The organism is Vibrio ulleungensis (genome assembly GCF_016900875.1).
GTDB lineage: Bacteria > Pseudomonadota > Gammaproteobacteria > Enterobacterales > Vibrionaceae > Vibrio > Vibrio ulleungensis.
In genome coordinates, this window is record NZ_JAFEUM010000005.1 from 252,305 (window position 1) to 273,571 (window position 21,267).

The following is a 21,267-nucleotide window of genomic DNA, read 5'->3' on the forward strand; positions in this document are numbered from 1 at the left end:
TGTATGATTATTTAATTTTTTGGGTGAAATAATCACCGAAAACACTACCCCTTTAGAGGTGTTTGAGGGGTAAAAATGATGTAGATCAGGTTAAAAAGTAGGCCGACGAATAAGATTCGCCGTAGATTCTATTAACAATTTTGAGAGCGCCCATGAGCAAGTTAAATCTCGTCATTATAGGCAATGGTATGGTTGGCCATCGCTATATTGAAGATCTCGTCGATAAAGGTGATTTGGCCAGCATGAACATCACTGTGTTCTGTGAAGAGCCACGTGTTGCTTACGACCGCGTGCACCTATCTTCATACTTCTCTCACCATACGGCCGATGAGTTGTCGTTAGTGAAAGAAGGCTTCTATGAGAAACATGGCATCAACATGTTGATTGGTGAACGAGCAATCAACGTTAATCGTGAAAAGCAGACGGTTTACTCAAGCTCAGGGCGTGAAATTCAATATGACAAACTGATCATGGCAACGGGCTCTTTCCCGTTTGTACCGCCAATTAAAGGACGTGAAAGCCAAGATTGTTTTGTATACCGCACTATCGAAGATCTGAAAGCGATTGAAGCATGCTCTAGAAAGAGTAAAGTCGGCGTGGTTGTTGGTGGTGGGTTGCTTGGCCTTGAAGCCGCTGGTGCACTGAAAGCACTGGGTGTAGAAACACACGTTGTTGAGTTTGCGCCAAAACTGATGGCAGAGCAACTTGACCAAGCGGGTGGTGAGCAACTGCGTAATAAAATTGAAAGCATGGGCGTTCAGGTTCACACCAGCAAAAATACTCTGGAAATCGCTGCAGAAGGTAAGAACGCTCGCAACGTGATGCGCTTTGCTGATGGCACAGAGCTTGAGACCGACTTCATCGTCTTTTCTGCCGGTATTCGTCCTCAAGATAAACTCGCTCGTCAAATGGAGCTAGAGATTGCCCCACGCGGTGGTATTGCGATTAATGACCACTGCCAAACGTCTGATCAAAACATTTACGCCATTGGTGAGTGTGCGTCATGGAATGAGAACTTCTATGGTCTTGTGGCACCTGGCTATAAAATGGCGACCGTTGCGGTGGACCATGTCGTCGGCAACGAAAGCAAGTTTGAAGGTGCTGACATGTCAGCCAAACTTAAACTGCTGGGCGTTAAAGTGGGCTCAATTGGTGATGCTAATGGCCGTACACCAGGAGCGATCAGCTATGTATACCAAAACCAAGAGCAAGAGGTGTACAAACGCCTTATCGTCTCTGCAGACAACAAGAAATTGTTGGGTGCGGTTATGGTTGGGGATACCTCTGATTACGGTGACTTGCTGCAACTGATGCTCAACGAAATCGACCTTCCTGAGCACCCAGACACGCTTATCTTGCCAGCTCACGCAGGGGCAGAGAAGCCAACGCTTGGAGCGGATTCACTGCCAGAGACTGCGGTAATCTGTTCATGCTTTGACGTAACCAAAGGCAAGATCGCTCAAGCGGTTGCCGATGGCCATCATACTATCGCAGACATCAAAGCAGAAACGGGCGCTGGAACGGGCTGTGGCGGTTGTATTCCACTAGTGACCTCAGTGCTTAATGCAGAGCTTGCCAAAGCCGGTGTGGAAGTTAAGAACGACGTCTGTGCGCATTTCCCATATTCTCGTCAAGAGCTGTTCCACCTGATCCGTATTGAAGAGATCAAATCGTTCGATGAGCTGTTAGAAAAATACGGTAAAGGCTACGGCTGTGAAGTGTGTAAACCGTTAGTGGGGTCAATTCTGGCGTCATGCTGGGGTGATCACATCCTAAAACCTGAGCTGGTTAAACTGCACGACACCAACGATAACTTCCTTGGCAATATCCAAAAGGATGGCACTTACTCGGTGATCCCTCGTATGGCGGGTGGTGAAGTGACACCTCAAGCATTAAAAGTGCTGGCTGAAGTCGCTGCCGAATATAATCTGTATACCAAAGTGACTGGCGCACAGCGTATCGGCCTGTTTGGTGCGCAAAAAGATGATCTACCTGCGATTTGGAAAAAACTGATCGAAGCGGGCTACGAGACGGGCCAAGCCTATGCCAAAGCGCTTCGTATGGCGAAAACCTGTGTCGGCTCTACTTGGTGTCGTTACGGGGTTCAAGACTCTGTAGGCCTGGGTGTGATGATCGAAAATCGCTACAAAGGCATACGCACCCCGCACAAGATGAAGTTTGGTGTATCTGGATGTACTCGTGAGTGTGCTGAAGCTCAAGGCAAAGATTTGGGTATCATCGCAACAGACGCGGGCTGGAATATGTATGTGTGTGGTAATGGTGGCATGAAACCTCGTCACGCCGACCTGCTTGCCAGCGATCTTGATGAGCAAACGCTACTTAAGTACATCGATCGATTCATGATGTTCTATATCCGTACGGCGGCACCGCTGCAACGTACCTCTGTGTGGATGGAAAACCTTGAAGGTGGCGTTGATTACCTTCGTCAGGTGATTGTTGAAGATAAGCTTGGCATCAATGATCAACTTGAACAAGACGTCGCGAAGTTGGTGGAAGAGTTCCGCTGTGAGTGGACCGATACGGTGAACAGCACTGAACAACAGAAGCGTTTCTCGCACTTTATCAACTCTGATAAACGTGACGACAATGTAGTGTTTGTGTCAGAGCGTGCTCAGCATCGCCCAGCAACATTTACCGAAAAATATCCAGAATTGAAGGGCGATATCCTTCATGTAACCGCAGAGTAATTGGGAGCAATCATCATGGCATTTACAACCATCTGTAACATTGACGACATTATCCCAGGCACTGGCGTTTGCGCGTTGTTGGGTGACGAGCAGGTCGCCATATTTAGACCCACTGCCGCAAGCGAAGTGTTTGCAATTAGCAACATGGACCCGTTCTACCAATCTAACGTGTTATCACGCGGCTTGATTGTAGAGCACAGCGATGAGCTGTGGGTGGCAAGCCCACTTAAAAAGCAGCGCTTTAACCTAAAGAGTGGTGTGTGTATGGAAGATGAGCAATTTAACATCAAAGCCTACAAAGCCCGCGTCACCAAAGGACAGGTCGAAATCGCCTAAGAGTAAATAGCAATAAGCTCACAATCGGCTTCTCACTCTGTCATCGTTTTTAGGATTGTTGATGAGGTGAGAAGTGCTGAGCTTATGACTATTTAATCTTAAACTTTTAAAGGAATTAACTATGTCTGCACTTAAACCGGCTGAATTCGTTCAAACCATGATCGATATCGGCGAAGCAAAAACCAAAACCGCCGCTCGCGATCTTGTTTTACGTGGCACTATGGCCGGCATCATTTTGTCGCTAGCAGTAGTGGTAGCGCTGACAACGATCACCCAAACAGGTATCGGTATTGTTGGCGCACTGGTGTTCCCTGTTGGCTTTTGTATTCTTAGCTTAATGGGCTACGACTTGGTCACTGGCGTGTTTGGCTTAGCGCCTCTTGCTAAATTAGACAACCGCCCAGGCATCACTTGGAATCGTGTTTTCCGCTGCTGGGGCTGGGTTTTCCTAGGAAACTTCATTGGTTCTTTGATTGTGGCTTATCTCGTCGCGCTCTCGCTTACGATGAACTTTGCGGTAGAACCTAATGCTGTTGGCCAAAAAATTATTGCGGTTGCCACGGCGCGTACTGTTGGTTTTGAAAATCTAGGCGCTGACGGTTGGATCACCTGTTTTGTGCGCGGCATCCTGTGTAACCTGATGGTGTGCCTAGGTGTAGTAGGTAACATGACCGCACGTACTGTGGCTGGCAAAATTGCTGCAATGTGGCTGCCTATTTTCATCTTCTTCGCATTGGTCTTTGAGCACACCGTAGTAAACATGTTCCTATTCCCGCTAGGTATGTTGCTAGGTGCAGAGTTTGGTATCGCAACGTACGTTAACTTCAACTTGATCCCAACGATATTGGGTAATGTTGTGGGTGGCTTACTGTTTACCTGTATTCCACTTTACTTGACGCACGCTAAAACAGCACCAGCACTCGACAGCGAAGAGCAAGCTCCTACAGCCGCGCCACAAACTGCGCGTTAATCGAGTTGAATAACATATAAGAAAAAACCACTAGTGACGGTCACTGTGATTGTTTAGACTGGTTATAAGCCCTTGCTTCGGTGGGGGCTTTGTTGTTTTAAAGGAAACTGTATTATGAGTGATTCGCAAATAACTGACCCAAAAACAGGGATTGTATCGTTAATTGGCGCAGGTCCTGGTGATCCTGACCTGTTGACGGTAAAAGGGTATCGACTGCTGCAACAAGCGGATGTGGTGGTGTACGATAGATTGGTGTCAGAAGCGATTCTAGCGCTTGCCAGCGAAGATGCCGAAATGGTGTATGTGGGTAAGCAGCTCGATTTTCATTATGTTCCTCAACCAAAAATCAACCAGATCTTGGTCGACAAGGCTAAAGAAGGCAAGCACGTTGTCAGATTGAAGGGCGGTGACTCATTCATTTTTGGCCGTGGTGGCGAAGAAGCTCAAGCACTCGTTGAGCAAGGCGTCGGCTTCGAAGTCGTTCCAGGAATTACTGCTGCTGCAGGCGCTACAGCCTACGCAGGGATCCCCCTTACGCATCGAGACTATTCGCAAAGCGTTCAGTTTATAACGGGGCATCTTAAGTCGGATGGTAAGGATGTCGCTTGGGATACGTTAACCGCCCCCAATACGACGCTTGTGTTCTACATGGGACTAAAGCAATCTGGAAACATCTCTAAAAACTTAATCGGCTCGGGTATGAGCGCAGATACTCCTGTCGCCATTATTGAAAATGGCACTACGGAGAAGCAGCGAGTGCTCATTGGTGATATTGATGGCCTTGCCGAGCTTGCCAGTCAAGCGCAAAGTCCTGCCCTTATTGTGGTAGGTCATGTAGTGACTTTGCACGACGAGTTAAAGTGGATGTAATGTTTTCATAAACAACACGCAAGGGTGCACTATGGATAATAAGTCGGATAGGTCGATAAAACAACTAGCGTCGCAAGTCGTGTACCAGAATCGATGGATGTCGGTGCGTGAAGATCGCATAGAGCGCGCAAGTGGATCGCAAGGCATTTATGGCGTAGTCGACAAGCCCGACTGTGTGGCGATCCTGGCCATTGATAATGGTCGAATTCATTTGGTGAATCAGTATCGTTATGCCGTACAGGGGCGCTTTTGGGAGTTGCCGCAAGGCGCATGGGAGTCCAATCCAGACGCTGATCCACTTGAGTTGGCTAAAGGTGAACTCAAGGAAGAGACCGGACTCGTCGCCAGTAAGATGACCTACTTGGGTTGTCAGTTTATTGCCTACGGTTTTTTAAACCAGACCTGCCATATCTATCTTGCGTCAGATCTTACTCAGTCAGAGCGACAACTTGATAGCGAAGAAGAAGATTTGATCGCAAAAGATTTCGCGATAGAAGAGTTTGAAGAAATGATTATTGATGGCTCGATTCAAGATTGTGTGACCACAGCCGCTTATGGGTTGGCGAAGCTAAAAAACGCCGTCTAGTCCAAACTTCTCTTTTGCTCTCGGTGTCGTTGATTCGATAGCGAAAACGTCCATGATAAACGTATTCGCCATGTCGCGGTTGCGCGGCATTCATTAGGCTTGTTGCCACCATAGATCGAGTAGCGCAATCAATCCGGTTTCCAGTCGTTTAAGGGAGTCTTCAGAGCAAGATATGCTCTGCTCTGGCCAGAGGTTGCGCTCGGCAAATCTTTTAAGAAGATCTTGCTGCCATTCTGGATGGAACTGCAATCCAACATGTTTCCCAAACTCAAAACCTTGTTGTCCGCACTGCGCTGTTTTCCCAAGGCTTATCGCTTGGGGTGGGATGTCAAATTGATAGCTGTGCCAAAGGAATATGCTGTCTACACAACTCAGAGCCGACAGTTTAGAATCGGGTGGGACAGGGTGGTGATGCAGCGTTTTCCAGCCCAGTTCTTGGCGAGGCATTCGGGTTACTTTTGCCCCCAGAGCATCTGCCAGCAGTTGCGCACCCAAGCAAATCCCAAGCACTGCGATGTCCTTTTCTATACAGGTTTTGAGAAATGTTTGTTCGGCAAGTAACTCACTGTCACCAACATTTTGCTCTCCGCCAAGCACAATCAGTTTGTCCGTTTTGTTTAGGCTCGGTAGTGCCTCATGGCCTTGGGCGCTGAGAATCTTTACTGCGATGTTGTGACTACTAGCCCACTGGGTAATGCGACCGGGGTCTTCATCAACATTATGTTGAATTATATAGAGTGTCGACATTAATTACTCTCTTCTAGATTGATGAAATGAATCGACAGTAAGCAATCAGAGTGAGGCAAGAATCGGTGTGGGATCGATGCGTCAACCGTTAGCATCTCGCCTTGTTTGGCCGTATAAACATCGTCACCGAGTTGCAAGTGACAGTGACCTTCGAGCACCAAAATGAATTCATTAGCGCTTTGGTGCAATTCGTCGGGGTACGAGTGTCCGTCTCCCAAGCGAAGCAACAAATGGGTATGGGCATCAGATTGCGAAATAAGATAGTCCGTATCAATAGGTTGCTTACGAGCAAGTTCGTTTAAGTTATGTAGCATTGCAGAGTCCTTTTAATCAAAAATGTGTAGAAAGTATTTTGACTATTTTGGCGGACAAGCTTCGGGGAGCGCAGAAAATATCAGTAGCATATAGCTCGCTGCGGGAGTGCGTTTGTTCGTGAATGGGCCGTTTGTAGGCATTGTTTGGGTCTTCCTTGATGCTGTAAGCGAACCTTAACCTGTCATTCATTGTGTGGCAACAACTGAGTAACAATAATGTTCCGGCGATGAGATGGCTACATAAACCAATTCACACCTAAATGAAATTTAATTACTTAAATGAATCTTTTGTTAACTTATAAATTAGATGTTGCTCACACTTTTTAGCTGATGTATTATGTGTACATAAAATTTTGAAACTAAATTACAGGTATTGAGTATGTTGAACGTAATAAAAGAACTATTTATCCCGAAAAAAGATTATGCTGGTCGTGACATTGATGTTGTTATCGAAAGGTTAGCACTGCAAACTAACAGTACTCGTTATGATTGGTCTTACATCAAAGAAGAATCAGTCTACGAAAATACAACTACTGGTTCTCGTGTATACCCACATGAGTTGAGCAAGCACGCTGCTTAATTGCTGTGTACTTTGCCGCAAGGTAACCCCGTAACGCTATTTTGTGACTACCGCTGAGCCATACTCAAACTGCCTCACACAAAATAGCGTCTCGGTGAGCAAACACCGATTGCCCACCGCTCCCTACAAAAAAGAACGAGTAAGCCTTAATCTACGGTTTGGTTTATCTCTCTAGCCATTTTTTTAAACCGTTCTAGGTCGTCAACGTCTCGACCCGAATCGACGGTTACCCACTGAAGTCCTGTCTCATCAATGTGCATAAATTCCACCCGAAGTTCATAGCGATGGCACGCCGACAGAGTTGCAATTGCCCCGGCCGTAAAACCTACAACAGGTAACCACTGTGCAAATGGCAGTGATGCGGGCACAAAAAGAAACAGAATGCTCGAGATCAGTAGCCCACTCAAAATTATTTTGAGCAAGTGGTTACGCCAATTCAGTTCTTTTACTTGTGCGCGAAATATTTTGTTTAAATCATACTGATCCTGGCGAACTCGCAGATGAGTATCGGTGATTGAGTACTGGTTTATGGCAGATGCAATGGTGTTAGACATTGATTGTCTCCTTACTCGCTATTGCTGGTTGTAAAAACGGTAGATAAGAAGATCACAACCGCAAAGCATATGCGCAAGTAGAATATCATTTTGTGTCAGGCGGTACGTCTTACTGGTGAGAAATAGACAAAATTTATTACCGTCTTAATCTCTGCAGTGTTGATTTATTGCTTACCGAGTAATTTTACTATTCTCTGTCCAAGGTACTCGGCAGTTGCGAGATCAATCGGATGTATTTGATCGCTGTCTTCGTTATGGTGCGAAGCGACTAACCCAATACTGCATCCCAAACGATTTAGATTTTTCTTATCGGTGTGTTTGCAGGTGTCTAAACCACTCCAAAGCATACCGTGCTGGCATGAGAGAGCGAAAAAGTTGAGCAGAGTTTGCTGCTGTTCACCGTTCAGACTTCCTCCACAGGTAAAGCCAGCAGCGAGCTTTCCATTCCAAGATTGCTTCACATAACTGTCGCTAGTCGCGTCCATAAATGCCTTAAAAGGTGCCGCGGCACTTCCCATATAAGTTGGGGCACCAAACACAATAGCGTCACTTTTATCGAGCAGTGGCCATATGTCGTTATCTCTGAACCGCCCTTCAACTATGAGGCTTGGATCAATACGGTATAAGTGACACACAGCCTGTGAATCGGACACCCCTTTTGAAAGAGCCTGCGCCAAAGAATGTGTAGAGCCGTTTTTAGAGTAATAAATGATAGTGACCGTTTTCATGATTTAGCTCTCGTAGTCATTTCGTTTAAGGTTGTCGCGAGATAAGTATTCTACAAATTCCCACTCCAAACCATCGTGGTCAAAAAAGTACACTCGACGTCGAAATGGGTGTAACTCGTTGATCTCCCCCAATCGATAGCCAGCGCCTTGCATCCTAACCATAAGTGCATGAATGTCGTCGACTACAAAGGCGATATGGTTGACGCCAATTTGACGATATGGAGAGCGTTCGACAGGAGTATCTAGCGTTTGTTCTTGAAGCGCTATGTAACTCAGCTGTGTCCCAATATGGCACCAGCGATAGTCCGACTTGCCTTGATGGCGGACTTCAAAGTCTGGTAATGCTGTTTGCAAAAATGCCACCGCCTCCTCAATGTCTCTAACCGTGACATTGGCGTGCTCTACAAAGGGTTGACTCATTGACGCCTCCTAATTAAGTAATGTTTTATGTTTATTAACTATAGAGTAGAACGTTTATTTTGTAAGTAAAGTAATTTGTTTATATATTGAGTTGTTTGGAGTGTTCAGTGGTTACGATCACAAAATAACAACTTCAATTACGCTTTGGTTACAAATCGACCTTGGATATGATTTGGCGCAATATCCAATAATCAAAAATATGGAGTAATTGCTCTAATTTCTGATTGAGGAGGATCTACAATGGATATTCCAGTGTGGCAATACGCTCTTTCTATGAGTGTTTATATTCTGTTTCTACTGTTGCTAGTGGAGTTTATGCGCCGCTCGCCAAGGATCACGGCGGTATTTTGGCTTCTTTCGTTGCTTACCGCCCCGCTTTGGGCTGAAAATGTAGAAGGATGGTTCCGTTGGGCTAAAACTGTCAGCGTTTTGATCCCTACAGCGATTGTGGTTGGTGGCGCGAGGATTGCGTACCTGTATTACGACAACCCAAATCGAGTGCTGCAGTTCTTCCGAGGGGATTGGGTACTAAAAGTGCTGTATGCGGTGCTGTTCTTAAATATTGCTGAAGCCACACTGAAAGACTTTGCTACCGCAAACTACTTTAATGCCCTTGCGGGTGTGATCTTGTGTGCGACAATTCCTTTTCCTCGCTACAAAAATGGACTGCGCCAGTATTGGGTCATAGGTAAAGATAAGCCCAACGACTTACTGTTTTATTCGACCGCGTCTTGGAACTTTTTGTACACTACGTGGAATCTAGCGTTCGTGTACGGCGAGTCCCCCATGTTCTTTGCTAGCTCGTTCTGTATTTTGATGGCTGCCGAACTGTATCCACTCATTAAAGGACGACCAGAGCTGTATATCATCGCTCGCGTCTATACCTTGGCTTTTCATATTTTAGCGCGTGCCTGTGCGGACATTTTTACCCCAGTCATGAACTCTGAATCGTGGCACAACGACACAGTATTGTGGTATTGGGGGGCGATTAACCTTGCTCTGCATATCCCTTATTTCTGCTGGTACTTCTATAGAAAATCTCAAAGCGAGACACACGAACCGCCGACAGATAAAGCCCATCCAGCACCGCTGGCTCAATAGGGAGGTCGCTAATGTTTTTCTTTGAATCGTTTACTACACCTGCGGTGATCATGTTTGTGGTGGTGTTGCTCGGCCTCATTGGTGTGAATGAATTGTCTCGCCGAAACCTTAAGTGGTCGATGTTTTTGTTTGTCGGTCTGCCGATAATGTTAACCCCTTACTGGATGTACATGGATAACGAAGTCTCCAACTGGTTCGTTTGGGTCAAAGTGTACTCTGCGCTAATGGGGGCGGTGGGGTTTATGGTGATACGCTTTAGTAATTTTGCCAATAAGCACCGCTGGTACCTTCTATTTCCACCGCTCATTTTAAGTATCAATATACTCGAAGCGGTGATCCGAGAAATTCAGGTCGCGGATATTCAAGGTGTCAGTGAGGGGCTGTTGCTATTGGGCGGAGACTGGAACTACTTTAATGCCGCAGCTGGGATCTTAAATATTGTGACCATATGTGGTTGGGCGGGAATCTATGCAGTAACGCGCGGTAAAAATAGAGATATGGTGTGGCCAGATATGCTGTGGTTTTGGATCATCGCCTATGACATTTGGAACTTCGCATACATTTACAACTGCTTAACCGCCAATGTGCTTTATACGGGCGTCGCACTATTACTTTCTTGTACCATTCCTGCATTGTGGTGGGCAAAAGGGGCTTGGTTACAACATCGTGCACACACGCTGGCGTTGTGGGCGATGTTTATGATGACGTTCCCGTATATGTTTACCGACAGTATCTATACGGTGAAAGTGAGCTATAACCCAGATGCCATGTGGTTGATTTCAATGCTCAGTTTTGTGGCTAACGTTGCATTGGTGGTGTATCAGGGCTATCGCATAGTTCAGATGAAACTGAACCCAATTAAGGATGAATTGTATACGGACCTTGCTAAATATCAGGAGGTCGCCAAAGCTTAACCTCCCAATGGCTCCAGTTATTTTTGAATGACTGGGGCTATTTGTTGAGCGCAAATGTAGGCAGTGACAAATGCCATCGAATGGCTGTGAGCCTAATGGTTAAAGTAACCACGACTCCCGCTAGCATTGCATGGGAGTGAGCGAGCCCCCACTGTACAAGTAGAACGTGCGCGCTACCACCTGCGATACATGCGGTGGCATAAACCTCACTACGCAGCACCATAGGGATTTCTCTAGCTAGGACATCTCGAATAATGCCACCGCCACACCCCGTTAGCACGCCCATCATTACTGCGACTAAGTACGAGTCCTGAAAGGCAAGCGCTTTTTCCACACCAATACCTACAAATGCCGCCAAACCAATCGCGTCACATACTGGCATAACGTACCAAGGGAGACGCTTGGGGTGACGAACCAGCATCATGGTTGCCAAACTGGTAATGATGATGATCCACATGTAAGCAGTATCAGTTACCCAAAAAACCGGTGTAGCACCTAAAATCAGATCCCTTATCGTGCCACCACCAATAGCGGTCACCGTCGCCAATACCATGACGCCAAAAGGGTCCATACGAAGTCGGCCAGCCAAAAGCACACCAGAGATGGCAAAAATGGCGGTTCCAAAAAGATCGATTAGGTAAAGGAGTGAAAGGTTCATGGCATTAATGGGTCGTTAGGGTGGGGCAATTCTATGGGAAACTCAGCTTAGATACCACCGTTAGCCAAAGCTAATGTAATGAGCAGCAATACAATAAATAGGTACTGGCTGTTGCGAAGCTTTGTTGCCACTTGAGATAGATGAATAGCTGAAGGAGCAATCTTACCGCCTAGCTTGGCGCGCTCAAGTTTTTGACCTTGATAGAGCGCAGGTCCCCCTAAACTTAATTGGTATTGGTTTCCTAGAGACGCAAGCGCTGTACCCGATGACTTGTTTCGCCAAGTTTTAGCTTGGTTAACTATGGTTGAAAGGCATGACAACGATTGCTGATTTAGGAGGAGTAACAGAGAAAACAGCGTACTTGGGAGCCACTCGAGCAGAGCATAAATAGTGCGAGCCAATTGACCAAAGGTTTTATATTGTCGGTAATGAACTGGCCAAGCGCGAGCGACCTCGCCACACAGGCGAAACAGCGCCGCACCAATAGGACCTGCTACGGCAAACCAAAACAAAACACCAGTAACATTTCTTAAGTGCCCAAGCGTTAGGGTTTCAACGCAGGCTTTTCCTAACCCTAACAATGACAATGTCGCACAGTCTCTGTTAAGAAAGTGGCTCAGTGACATTCTGAGTGAGGCTTTATCTTCTTGAGCCAATGCTTGACCACTTTGGCGAGCAAACACTTCTTGCTCTCTCCAGCCCAGCGAGAAAAACAGCAGCGTAAACTGAAAAACCAAAGGTTCCCAGACTAGATTGGATACGGCAATTAGCAGCGCCGCCGCGGGTAGCATCAACATTAACCAAGAAAGTGACCCTGCAAATCGTTGATAATTTGGGTCATTGCCTTGATTCACTTTATTAGCTAACAGGCCTGCGAACTTACGCCACAACGTTATAGGGTGTAATTCGCGGGGGATAGGGATCAGCAGATGAGCGAGCAAAGCAGCGCACAACACCAACACACTGCCATCGGCGTAGATGGTGTCTAATGAAATACCGCTATGCCACGCTTCATTCATTGATTAAACCAGAGATAGAATTTTGGTCACCATCTCAGATGAGCTTTGTGCCGCGAGAGGCAAAAATTCGTCAAATGACATTGGGGATTCTTTGTCAGCAACGTCCGAAATAGCGCGTACCACAACAAATGGCACACCAAACTGCTCACAGGTTTGAGCAATTGCTGAGGCTTCCATTTCAACGGCAACGACTGACGGGAAGTATTTCAGAATGTATTGCTGTCTCTCGGGTGTGCACACGAACGTATCACCAGTACAAATAAGGCCATGCACAGCATGTTTATCTGTCATCGTGAGGGCTTTTTCGACTAACTCACAAAGTTTAGCATCAGCGACAAACGCCGCAGGTTGGCCAGCCATTTGTCCCATTTCATAGCCAAAGGCTGTGACATCCGCGTCGTGATGACGAACTTCTGTTGAGATCACCACATCGCCTAAGTTTAGAGAAGGGTCAAAACCACCCGCCGATCCAGTGTTAATGATCGCATCAGGCGCATACTTTTCGATAAGCAACGTAGTACCAATAGCAGCGGCAACTTTACCGATTCCAGATTGAAGGAGAACCACTTCTTTTCCATCGATAGTGCCAGTGTAAAACACTGATTTACCAATGGTTTCAGTTGTGCAGTTGTTAATTTGAGCTTTTAGGATCGCGACTTCTTGTTCCATCGCGCCAATGATACCGATTTTCATAGTGAACCTGTTCAATTGAATCTGGAAATATTAGGCGCGATTGTAGCACTAAATGTTGAGTTAGGCAGCATGGGCTCATTTGAGTCATTGTTTAGGATGCTCGCATGATAGAAGCTGTTTTTCGCATAGTTAGGCATGACGAGCGCGCGCAGAAACTGCTTGTCACAGGATCAAAAATGCCTCCATGTTGGAGGCATTTTTAACAGTTAACAATCTTGGTACGCTACTCTAGGAGACCAGCTTTAGTCAGGCCTTCACGTAAGGCTTCAGCGCGCTTACGATTGACACCAAAGTCGGAGTGGCCAGTGCGAGATTCAGATCGAACGGTCAACATATCACCATTAAGACTGAGCTCTAGGTCATCAACAAAACGAAATACACTGCTGGTGCACTCTATGCGTAAATACTGCTCGCTTTTTTCTGCCGTTTTCGCATTTTTTAGGCCTAGTGCAATCAGTTCAACTTGATCGAGGGTGACGTCTGGCTTGAGTTTAAAGGGAGCCAAATTAAATTTTTCGCGCTGGTCTTGTGTCGAGACACAATTGGGCTTATCACCACAAGGGTTAGCAGTACGGTCTTCCATTTCTGTTACTCCATTGCTACAGGCGACAATGCCTAAGCTGAACAATCCAACTATCCATGTTCTCATTTTATTTCAATCCTTTACAGTACATAAGCCTAAAATTGAGCTTCAACTCTAATAGGGTACCCTATTTTTTACGCATTGGCGTCAGAATCGTCAAACCAGTGGCGTGTTTTGTTGGCAAAGGCCACTAGAGATAGCATCACTGGAACTTCGACTAGCACACCAACAACGGTCGCAAGTGCCGCTCCAGAGTGCAGGCCAAACAAAGAGATAGCGACCGCTACTGCGAGTTCAAAAAAGTTCGACGTACCGATCATGCAGGCAGGTGCTGCGATATTGTGCGGTAGCTTCACTCGTTTCGCCATCCAGTAGGCTAGGGCGAATATACCGTAGGTCTGGATCATCAATGGAATGGCAATCATCACAATGGCTTGAGGCTTTGCAATAATGGTTTCGGCTTGCAGGCCAAACAACACTACCACTGTGGTCAATAATCCGATGATCGACCAAGGTTTTAGCTTTGCTAAAAATTGGTCTAACGCTTTAGAGTCGTGTTTTTTTAGTAGGTGTCGACGGGTGAGTGCGCCCGCGATCAGTGGAATCAGTACGTACAATACCACCGATAGAACTAAGGTTCCCCATGGCACGGTGACGTCGGTAATGCCTAATAGGAAGCCCGCAATAGGTGCAAATGCAATGATCATAATCAGATCGTTTACCGAGACTTGAACCAAGGTGTAGTTGGCGTCACCTTTAGTGAGCTGGCTCCAAACAAACACCATAGCGGTACAGGGCGCAACACCAAGCAATATCATGCCAGCGATATACTCTGAGGCGGTTTGCGGGTCGACCCAACTTGCGAAAAAGACTTTAAAAAACAGCCAACCCAAAAATGCCATGGTAAATGGCTTGATCAACCAATTGATCACAAGCGTGAGCACCAGTCCCTTCGGTTTTTTACCTACGTCTTTTAGGGAGGAGAAATCAATCTGGATCATCATTGGGTAAATCATCAACCAGATGAGCGCCGCTATCACAAAATTGACATGTTGATACTCTAAACTAGCAATTCCAATGAATAGCTCCGGTGACAGGCTTCCCAGCAGTAGCCCTAGGCCAATGGCCAATCCAACCCATACCGTTAAGTAGCGTTCAAACAACCCCATCTCAAAACCTTATTTGAATATATGCATTTCCATATATGTTATGCCAATTCAGCGCAACGTCAAGCCAAAAAACAAAAAGGCAAGAAGATAAAACCTTCTTGCCTTTCAAGCTAAGCTTTCTAAGACCACCTTGCTTCTCAAAGCGCAGCGTCCAGGCAACTCAATGCAAAGCGCCCTAGATCTTAAACCTCTAAGTAATCCAAAATACCTTCTGCGGCCTTACGACCTTCATCAATCGCTGTAACGACTAGGTCCGAGCCTCTTACCGCATCACCACCCGCGAAAATCTTAGGGTTGGTGGTTTGATACAAGAACTCGCCATCTTTCGGTGCTTTTATTCGACCCCACTGGTCTAAATCGACGTTGTAAGGCGTTAACCACTCCATAGCATGGGGTTGGAAACCAAATGCCATAATCACAGCGTCGGCGGAAAGAACGTGCTCACTACCTTCTACTGGTTCCGGGCGACGACGACCAGCGTCATCGGGTTCACCCAGTGCGGTTTTAACGACTTTCACACCAGTGACGTGACCATTTTGATCAACCTCTATGCCTAACGGCTGAAGGTTAAATTGGAAGTCGACGCCTTCTTCACGGGCATTTTTTACTTCGCGACGTGAACCCGGCATGTTTTGTTCATCACGACGATAAGCACAAATGACATGCTTAGCACCTTGGCGAATTGAGGTACGTACACAGTCCATTGCGGTATCACCACCACCAAGCACCACGACCTTTTTGTTGGCCATGTCTATGTAGTGCTCATCGGTCGGCAAATCCATGACCTTATAGGTATTGGAAATAAGGAATGGTAAGGCATCGTACACGCCTGGTGCTTCTTCGTTATCCAGTCCTGCGCGCATGTTCTTATAGGTGCCGACGCCTAAAAAGACCGAATCGAAATCATCAATCAGGCTTTGCATTGTGACATCTTTGCCAACTTCAGTGTTTAATCGAAACTCTACACCCATGTCAGTAAAAATCTTGCGTCGGTTTTCCATCACCCCTTTTTCCAGTTTAAAGGAAGGGATCCCAAAGGTGAGCAAACCGCCAATCTCTGGGTAACGGTCAAAGACGACAGGCTTAACACCGTTGCGCACTAAAATATCTGCAGCGGCGAGCCCAGCAGGTCCTGCGCCGATGATGGCGACTTTTTTGTCGGTCCATTCAACGTTGGACATATCTGGCTTCCAGCCCATTTCGAAGGCCTTATCAGTAATGTACTTTTCCACATTACCAATGGTCACCGCACCAAAATCGTCATTGAGCGTACAGGCACCTTCACACAGTCTGTCTTGCGGACACACCCGTCCACAGACTTCTGGAAGACTGTTGGTTTGGTGTGATAGTTCGGCGGCCTCAATGATACGTCCTTCGTTGGCCAGCTTTAGCCACTGAGGGATGTAGTTATGAACAGGGCACTTCCATTCACAATAAGGATTACCACAATCTAAGCAGCGGTCGGCTTGCGCCGTTGCTTGCTGCTTGGTAAAGGGTTCATAAATTTCGACAAATTCAATCTTACGGATCTTGATCGGCTTTTTGGCCGGATCCACACGACTGACATCAATAAATTGGTATACGTTCTGGCTCATAAAACTGGCTCCTTCCAATTACTGTGCTTGAACGCGCAATTCTGCGGCGCTGCGGCTTTGATGCCCAAGAAGGGTACGTAAGTCTGCCGCTTTCGGTTTCACGAGATGGAACTTTGGAATCCATTCATCAAAGTTCGCCAAAATAGTCTCGGCGTGGCTTGATTGAGTCAGTTCGAGATGCTGCGCGATGAGCCCTCTAAGATGCTCTTGATGAATAGCCAACTCGTTAAGCGGTAATGATTCGACAGATTCGCCATTAACACGCCCAGAGAAATCACCATTCTCGTCTAATACGTAAGCAAACCCACCAGTCATACCCGCGCCAAAGTTCACCCCTGTGGCACCCAAAATCGCGACAATACCCCCTGTCATATATTCACATGCGTTGTCACCAGCGCCTTCTACTACCGCAATGGTGCCCGAGTTTCGAACGCCAAAGCGCTCACCCGCGCGGCCCGCAGCAAATAGCTTTCCACCTGTTGCACCGTACAAACAAGTGTTACCAATGATAGTGGCTTCATTACAGGCAAAGGTTGTACCCGTATGAGGCTTGATGACAATCTTGCCACCCGCCATGCCTTTACCAACGTAGTCGTTAGCGTCACCGGTTAGCAACAGCTCTAGACCACCGGCGTTCCAAACGCCAAACGACTGTCCTGCTGTGCCATTTAGGTGTACTTTAATCGGTGAGCCTGATACGCCTGCATTGCCATAGCGCTGAGCAATTTCACCCGATAAACGAGCACCCACCGAACGGTCGGTATTGATCACATCATAGAATAGATTTAGAGATTCTTTGGCCTCTACGGCGGCAAGGGCATCGGAAACCATTTTCTGGTTTAATTCTGCGTTATCAAACGGTTGGTTAGGTTCGGTCCAAAATAGTGGGAAGTCTCCCGGTGAAACCGGCGCTTCCAGTATGTTAGACAGATCCAGCTTAGATTGTTTAGCGGTTTTACCTTCAACGGCTTCTAGCAGGTCTGTACGACCAATAAGATCGGTGAGCTTTTCAACGCCCAACTCGGCAAGCAGCTCTCTAACCTCGTCGGCAAGGCCAGTGAAGTAGTTGATCACCATTTCTGGTAACCCTTTAAAGTACTCATCACGTAAGGTCTGGTCTTGGGTTGCAACACCGGTTGCACAGTTATTTAGGTGACAGATGCGAAGGAACTTACACCCCATCGCGACCATGGGCGCGGTACCAAACCCGAAGCTTTCAGCGCCCAAAATGGCCCCTTTTACCACATCCAGACCAGTTTTAAGACCGCCATCGACTTGCAGTCGGATCTTATGTCGTAAGCCATTCGCTACAAGCGCTTGCTGAGTTTCCGCAAGACCGAGCTCCCATGGGCTACCCGCATATTTCACCGAGGTGAGTGGGCTTGCAGCCGTTCCGCCGTCGTAGCCAGAAATGGTGATTAAATCGGCATAGGCTTTGGCAACACCGGTTGCGATAGTGCCAACTCCAGGTTCTGAAACCAATTTAACCGATACCAAGGCTTTTGGGTTCACCTGCTTTAAGTCGAATATAAGCTGCGCCAAATCCTCAATCGAGTAAATATCGTGATGTGGGGGTGGGGATATTAGCGTAACCCCTTGCACTGAGTAGCGCAGCTTGGCTATTTCTGCCGTAACCTTATGGCCAGGAAGCTGACCACCCTCACCAGGTTTAGCCCCTTGTGCGACTTTGATTTGCAGTACATCGGCATTGGTCAAATAGTGCGGAGTCACACCAAATCGTCCGGATGCCACTTGCTTGATGCGAGAGTTTCGCTCGGTGCCAAAACGGCTTGGATCTTCGCCACCCTCACCAGAGTTGGAGTAACCGCCAAGTCGGTTCATTGCGGTGGCTAGTGCTTGGTGCGCCTCTGGACTCAATGCACCTATCGACATTGCGGCCGAGTCAAAGCGCTTAAACAACTCGGTATTAGGCTCAATTTGATCCAGCGCTAACGGCGAGTCGCTTTTCTTGAGTTGCATAAGATCGCGAAGCATCGCCGCAGGTCGCGCATTCACATGCTTTGCGTACGTTTTATAGTCGTTAGCTTCACCAGTTTTAACCGCAGTTTGCAATGTGGACACCACATCTGGGTTATAGGCATGATACTCACCACCATGAACGTATTTGAGTAACCCACCATGATCGATAGATTTACGTTTTGCCCAGGCTTTTCGAGATAGGTTAAACAAATCTTGCTGGAAGTCTGCAAAATCGGCGCCTTGAATGCGCGTTGTGACGCCTTTAAAACAAAGATCAACGACCGACTCGCTTAAGCCCACAGCCTCAAACAGTTGCGAGCAGCGGTATGACGCAATTGTCGAAATGCCCATTTTGGACATGATCTTGTATAGCCCTTTGTTGATGCCGTTTTGGTAATTTTGCATCACCTGACGGTAGCTTTTATCAATCGCGCCATCGTCAATCACTTTACCCAGAGTCTCGTAGGCCAAATAAGGATAGATAGCCGTTGCACCAAAGCCGAGTAACACCGCAAATTGGTGAGGGTCTCGTACCGAGCCCGTTTCGGCGATGATGTTGGCATCACAGCGAAGGTTTTCATCAATCAGTCGAGTTTGCACCGCGCCTACAGCCATGGCCGCAGGGACAGGAAGGTGGCCTTTCTGCAGTTCGCGATCCGATAATACCAGCAGTACGCTACCTTGCTTCACGGCCGCAGTGGCTTTATCACAAATTTGGTGGATTGCCTGCTCTAAGTCTAGGTTTTGCGGATCATAGTTAATGTCGATGATGCTAGGTTGATAGTACTCCCTATCCAGCGTTAACAACTGCTGCATGTCGGAGTATAGGAGCACCGGAGAGTCGAAGGTGACTCGATGCGCGTGACCATCGGTTTCGTTAAACACATTCATCTCTTGGCCGATACTGGTCGCCAATGACATTACGTGTTTTTCTCGCAATGGATCGATCGGCGGGTTCGTTACCTGAGCGAATTTCTGTCTAAAGTAATCAGTAACCAAACGTTCCTTAGAAGAGAGCACCGCCATTGGGGTATCGTCCCCCATAGAGCCCGTTGCTTCTTGTCCCATATCCCCAAGCACTCGCAGAACCTGATCCACTTCTTCGTTAGACACTGCAAATTGCTTTTGGAAGGTTTTAAGTTGGTTCTCATCAAACACTCGCTCACCGACTTTATCATCAGCAAGCTCAGAGAAGGGGGTTAAGCGTTTGACGTGCTCGTCCATCCACGCTTTGTAGGGGTGGCGAGATTTTAAGTCAGCATCAATATCGTCTGAGTGCCACAGCTTACCTTCGAGTGTATCGACAACCAAAAGCTCACCTGGGCCAACGCGGCCTTTTTCGGACACTTCATCGGGGGTGTAGTCCCAGATGCCTACTTCAGAGGCTAGGGTAATAAAACCATCTTTAGTAATAACGTAGCGAGCAGGGCGTAAACCATTTCTATCTAAGTTACATGCCGCGTAGCGACCGTCAGACAAGACAATCCCAGCAGGGCCATCCCAAGGTTCCATGTGCTTAGAGTTAAAGTCATAAAAGGCTTTTAGTTCGTCGTCCATATCTGGGTGATTTTGCCATGCTGGCGGAACAAGCATGCGCATCGCTCGAAACAGATCCATACCACCGGCAAAAAACAGATCGAGCATGTTATCTAGGCTTGAAGAGTCTGAGCCTGATTCATTAACGAAAGGCGCAGCAGTCTGTAGATCAGGAATTAAAGGGGTTTTGAATTTGTATGCTCGCGCTCGCGCCCACTGACGATTTCCTTCAATGGTATTGATCTCGCCATTGTGCGCCATGTACCTAAAGGGTTGAGCCAGTGGCCATTTTGGTGAGGTATTGGTTGAGAATCGTTGGTGGAACAGACAAATGGAGGATTCCATTCTGAGATCGGCCAAATCCAAATAAAAACGAGGCAAATCAGCGGGCATGCACAGCCCTTTATAGACAATCACATTGGTTGAAAGGCTACAAACGTAAAACTCTTTGTCGTCGACCAAGGCTTTTTCTATGCGTCGTCTTGCCACATAGAGGCGTCGTTCAATATCGCGCTCACTCCAACCCGCAGGGGCAGTGATAAATACTTGCTCAATATTTGGCAATGTCGTGAGTGCGATAGGCCCCAATACTTCAGCATTGGTCGGCACTTCACGCCATCCTGCAACGGTAAAGGTTTCGTTTGCCAATTCTCGATTCACAACGTCTCGAGAGTGGTGCGCTTTGGCTGTGTCCGTGCTGGTAAATATCATGCCTACGGCATATTGCTTACCAAGCTTTATACCACCTTCTTCGGCGACTAAGCGTAGGTAGCTGTCTGGTTTTTGCAGTAATAAACCACAGCCATCACCGGTTTTACCATCGGCATTAATGCCGCCACGGTGGGTCATGCGATCGAGGGCTGAAATCGCTGTTCTGACTAACTTGTGGCTTGGCTGCCCTTGCATATGGGCGATGAGGCCAAATCCACAGTTGTCTTTCTCGAGCGTGGGATCGTAAAGAGCCATTGCTTTACTCCTTTTGCAACTTGTCTTTGCTCTGTCTTCCTGACAGATACTCTTTGAATTTTGACGAACTAAATTCTAATTTTTATCATCCTGATATGAATATTTATTTAACATTTTGCTTAAGTTTTATTATCAGGGATTTGACAAAGTATAAGGAAATGACGCAAAGGTCAAGATACCCGTTGAGCGTATTAAACGGTCGTTTTAAGAGCCAATTGATGATTAGCAGCAAACGGTTTA

The 21,267-nt window shown here is 47.0% G+C and carries 20 protein-coding genes; 8 read left to right on the top strand and 12 right to left on the bottom strand.

All coding sequences use genetic code 11. The annotated features are described in order from the left end of the window. The first annotated feature begins 152 nt into the window (after positions 1 to 152). The 5 genes from nirB (at position 153) to JQC93_RS13920 (ending at position 5,470) form a co-directional block, all read left to right on the top strand. Positions 153 to 2,708, top strand: a complete 2,556-nt coding sequence (nirB, locus tag JQC93_RS13900) for a nitrite reductase large subunit NirB (RefSeq protein ID WP_205159021.1) — start codon at positions 153 to 155, stop codon at positions 2,706 to 2,708. 15 nt (positions 2,709 to 2,723) lie between these two features. Further along, a complete protein-coding gene (gene nirD / locus JQC93_RS13905; protein WP_205159022.1) occupies positions 2,724 to 3,044 on the top strand; it encodes a nitrite reductase small subunit NirD in 321 nt (106 codons plus the stop codon). Positions 3,045 to 3,165: 121 nt separating this feature from the next. Next, the gene (locus JQC93_RS13910; protein ID WP_205159023.1) at positions 3,166 to 4,014 is read left to right on the top strand and encodes a formate/nitrite transporter family protein; all 849 of its coding nucleotides are present in this window, start codon (positions 3,166 to 3,168) and stop codon (positions 4,012 to 4,014) included. 114 nt (positions 4,015 to 4,128) lie between these two features. Then, complete coding sequence (gene cobA, locus JQC93_RS13915) at positions 4,129 to 4,884, top strand: uroporphyrinogen-III C-methyltransferase (RefSeq protein WP_205159024.1); 756 nt, start codon at positions 4,129 to 4,131, stop codon at positions 4,882 to 4,884. Positions 4,885 to 4,915: 31 nt separating this feature from the next. Continuing rightward, the gene (locus JQC93_RS13920) at positions 4,916 to 5,470 is read left to right on the top strand and encodes an NUDIX domain-containing protein (RefSeq protein WP_205159025.1); all 555 of its coding nucleotides are present in this window, start codon (positions 4,916 to 4,918) and stop codon (positions 5,468 to 5,470) included. A 93-nt stretch (positions 5,471 to 5,563) separates the two neighbouring features. On the opposite strand, the gene JQC93_RS13925 is transcribed toward JQC93_RS13920, so the two are convergent. Beyond that, positions 5,564 to 6,217 carry a type 1 glutamine amidotransferase gene (locus JQC93_RS13925; RefSeq protein WP_205159026.1) on the bottom strand — a complete coding sequence of 218 codons (654 nt, stop codon included), beginning with the start codon at positions 6,215 to 6,217 and terminating at the stop codon, positions 5,564 to 5,566. After that, positions 6,217 to 6,531 (bottom strand): cupin domain-containing protein, encoded by a 315-nt coding sequence (locus tag JQC93_RS13930; RefSeq protein ID WP_205159027.1) that lies wholly within the window; start codon positions 6,529 to 6,531, stop codon positions 6,217 to 6,219. The genes JQC93_RS13925 and JQC93_RS13930 overlap by 1 nt, the downstream gene beginning before the upstream one ends. A 379-nt stretch (positions 6,532 to 6,910) precedes the next feature. Here JQC93_RS13930 and JQC93_RS13935 point away from each other — a divergent pair, with 379 nt between their 5' ends. Then, entirely contained in the window at positions 6,911 to 7,111 is a 201-nt protein-coding gene (locus JQC93_RS13935) for a hypothetical protein (protein WP_205159028.1), read from the top strand. 146 nt (positions 7,112 to 7,257) lie between these two features. Here JQC93_RS13935 and JQC93_RS13940 read toward each other — a convergent pair whose 3' ends face one another. The 3 genes from JQC93_RS13940 to JQC93_RS13950 form a co-directional block, all read right to left on the bottom strand. Beyond that, entirely contained in the window at positions 7,258 to 7,665 is a 408-nt protein-coding gene (locus JQC93_RS13940; protein ID WP_205159029.1) for a hypothetical protein, read from the bottom strand. 164 nt (positions 7,666 to 7,829) lie between these two features. Continuing rightward, positions 7,830 to 8,393 carry a flavodoxin family protein gene (locus JQC93_RS13945; protein WP_205159030.1) on the bottom strand — a complete coding sequence of 188 codons (564 nt, stop codon included), beginning with the start codon at positions 8,391 to 8,393 and terminating at the stop codon, positions 7,830 to 7,832. A 3-nt stretch (positions 8,394 to 8,396) separates the two neighbouring features. Then, complete coding sequence (locus tag JQC93_RS13950) at positions 8,397 to 8,813, bottom strand: VOC family protein (RefSeq protein WP_205159031.1); 417 nt, start codon at positions 8,811 to 8,813, stop codon at positions 8,397 to 8,399. 240 nt (positions 8,814 to 9,053) lie between these two features. On the opposite strand from JQC93_RS13950, the gene JQC93_RS13955 reads away from it, so the two are divergent. Together JQC93_RS13955 and JQC93_RS13960 are read left to right on the top strand one after the other, a co-directional pair. Next, complete coding sequence (locus JQC93_RS13955; RefSeq protein WP_205159032.1) at positions 9,054 to 9,914, top strand: hypothetical protein; 861 nt, start codon at positions 9,054 to 9,056, stop codon at positions 9,912 to 9,914. Positions 9,915 to 9,925: 11 nt separating this feature from the next. After that, positions 9,926 to 10,828, top strand: a complete 903-nt coding sequence (locus tag JQC93_RS13960; RefSeq protein WP_205159033.1) for a DUF5692 family protein — start codon at positions 9,926 to 9,928, stop codon at positions 10,826 to 10,828. Between the two features lie 37 nt (positions 10,829 to 10,865). On the opposite strand, the gene JQC93_RS13965 is transcribed toward JQC93_RS13960, so the two are convergent. From JQC93_RS13965 to gltB, 7 genes are all read right to left on the bottom strand, one after another. Next, complete coding sequence (locus JQC93_RS13965; protein ID WP_205159034.1) at positions 10,866 to 11,486, bottom strand: trimeric intracellular cation channel family protein; 621 nt, start codon at positions 11,484 to 11,486, stop codon at positions 10,866 to 10,868. 47 nt (positions 11,487 to 11,533) lie between these two features. Further along, positions 11,534 to 12,505 carry a cobalamin biosynthesis family protein gene (locus tag JQC93_RS13970; protein WP_205159035.1) on the bottom strand — a complete coding sequence of 324 codons (972 nt, stop codon included), beginning with the start codon at positions 12,503 to 12,505 and terminating at the stop codon, positions 11,534 to 11,536. Positions 12,506 to 12,508: 3 nt separating this feature from the next. Then, entirely contained in the window at positions 12,509 to 13,198 is a 690-nt protein-coding gene (mtnN, locus tag JQC93_RS13975; protein WP_205159036.1) for a 5'-methylthioadenosine/S-adenosylhomocysteine nucleosidase, read from the bottom strand. A gap of 223 nt (positions 13,199 to 13,421) precedes the next feature. Beyond that, on the bottom strand, positions 13,422 to 13,847 hold the full coding sequence (locus tag JQC93_RS13980; protein ID WP_236009566.1) for a DUF1499 domain-containing protein: 426 nt from the start codon (positions 13,845 to 13,847) through the stop codon (positions 13,422 to 13,424). A 68-nt stretch (positions 13,848 to 13,915) separates the two neighbouring features. Beyond that, positions 13,916 to 14,950 (bottom strand): ACR3 family arsenite efflux transporter, encoded by a 1,035-nt coding sequence (arsB, locus tag JQC93_RS13985; RefSeq protein WP_205159037.1) that lies wholly within the window; start codon positions 14,948 to 14,950, stop codon positions 13,916 to 13,918. Between the two features lie 182 nt (positions 14,951 to 15,132). Continuing rightward, positions 15,133 to 16,545: an FAD-dependent oxidoreductase gene (locus JQC93_RS13990; RefSeq protein WP_205159038.1), complete on the bottom strand. Its 1,413-nt coding sequence runs from the start codon at positions 16,543 to 16,545 to the stop codon at positions 15,133 to 15,135. Positions 16,546 to 16,563: 18 nt separating this feature from the next. Further along, the gene (gene gltB, locus JQC93_RS13995) at positions 16,564 to 21,027 is read right to left on the bottom strand and encodes a glutamate synthase large subunit (RefSeq protein WP_205159039.1); all 4,464 of its coding nucleotides are present in this window, start codon (positions 21,025 to 21,027) and stop codon (positions 16,564 to 16,566) included. Positions 21,028 to 21,267 lie beyond the last annotated feature (240 nt).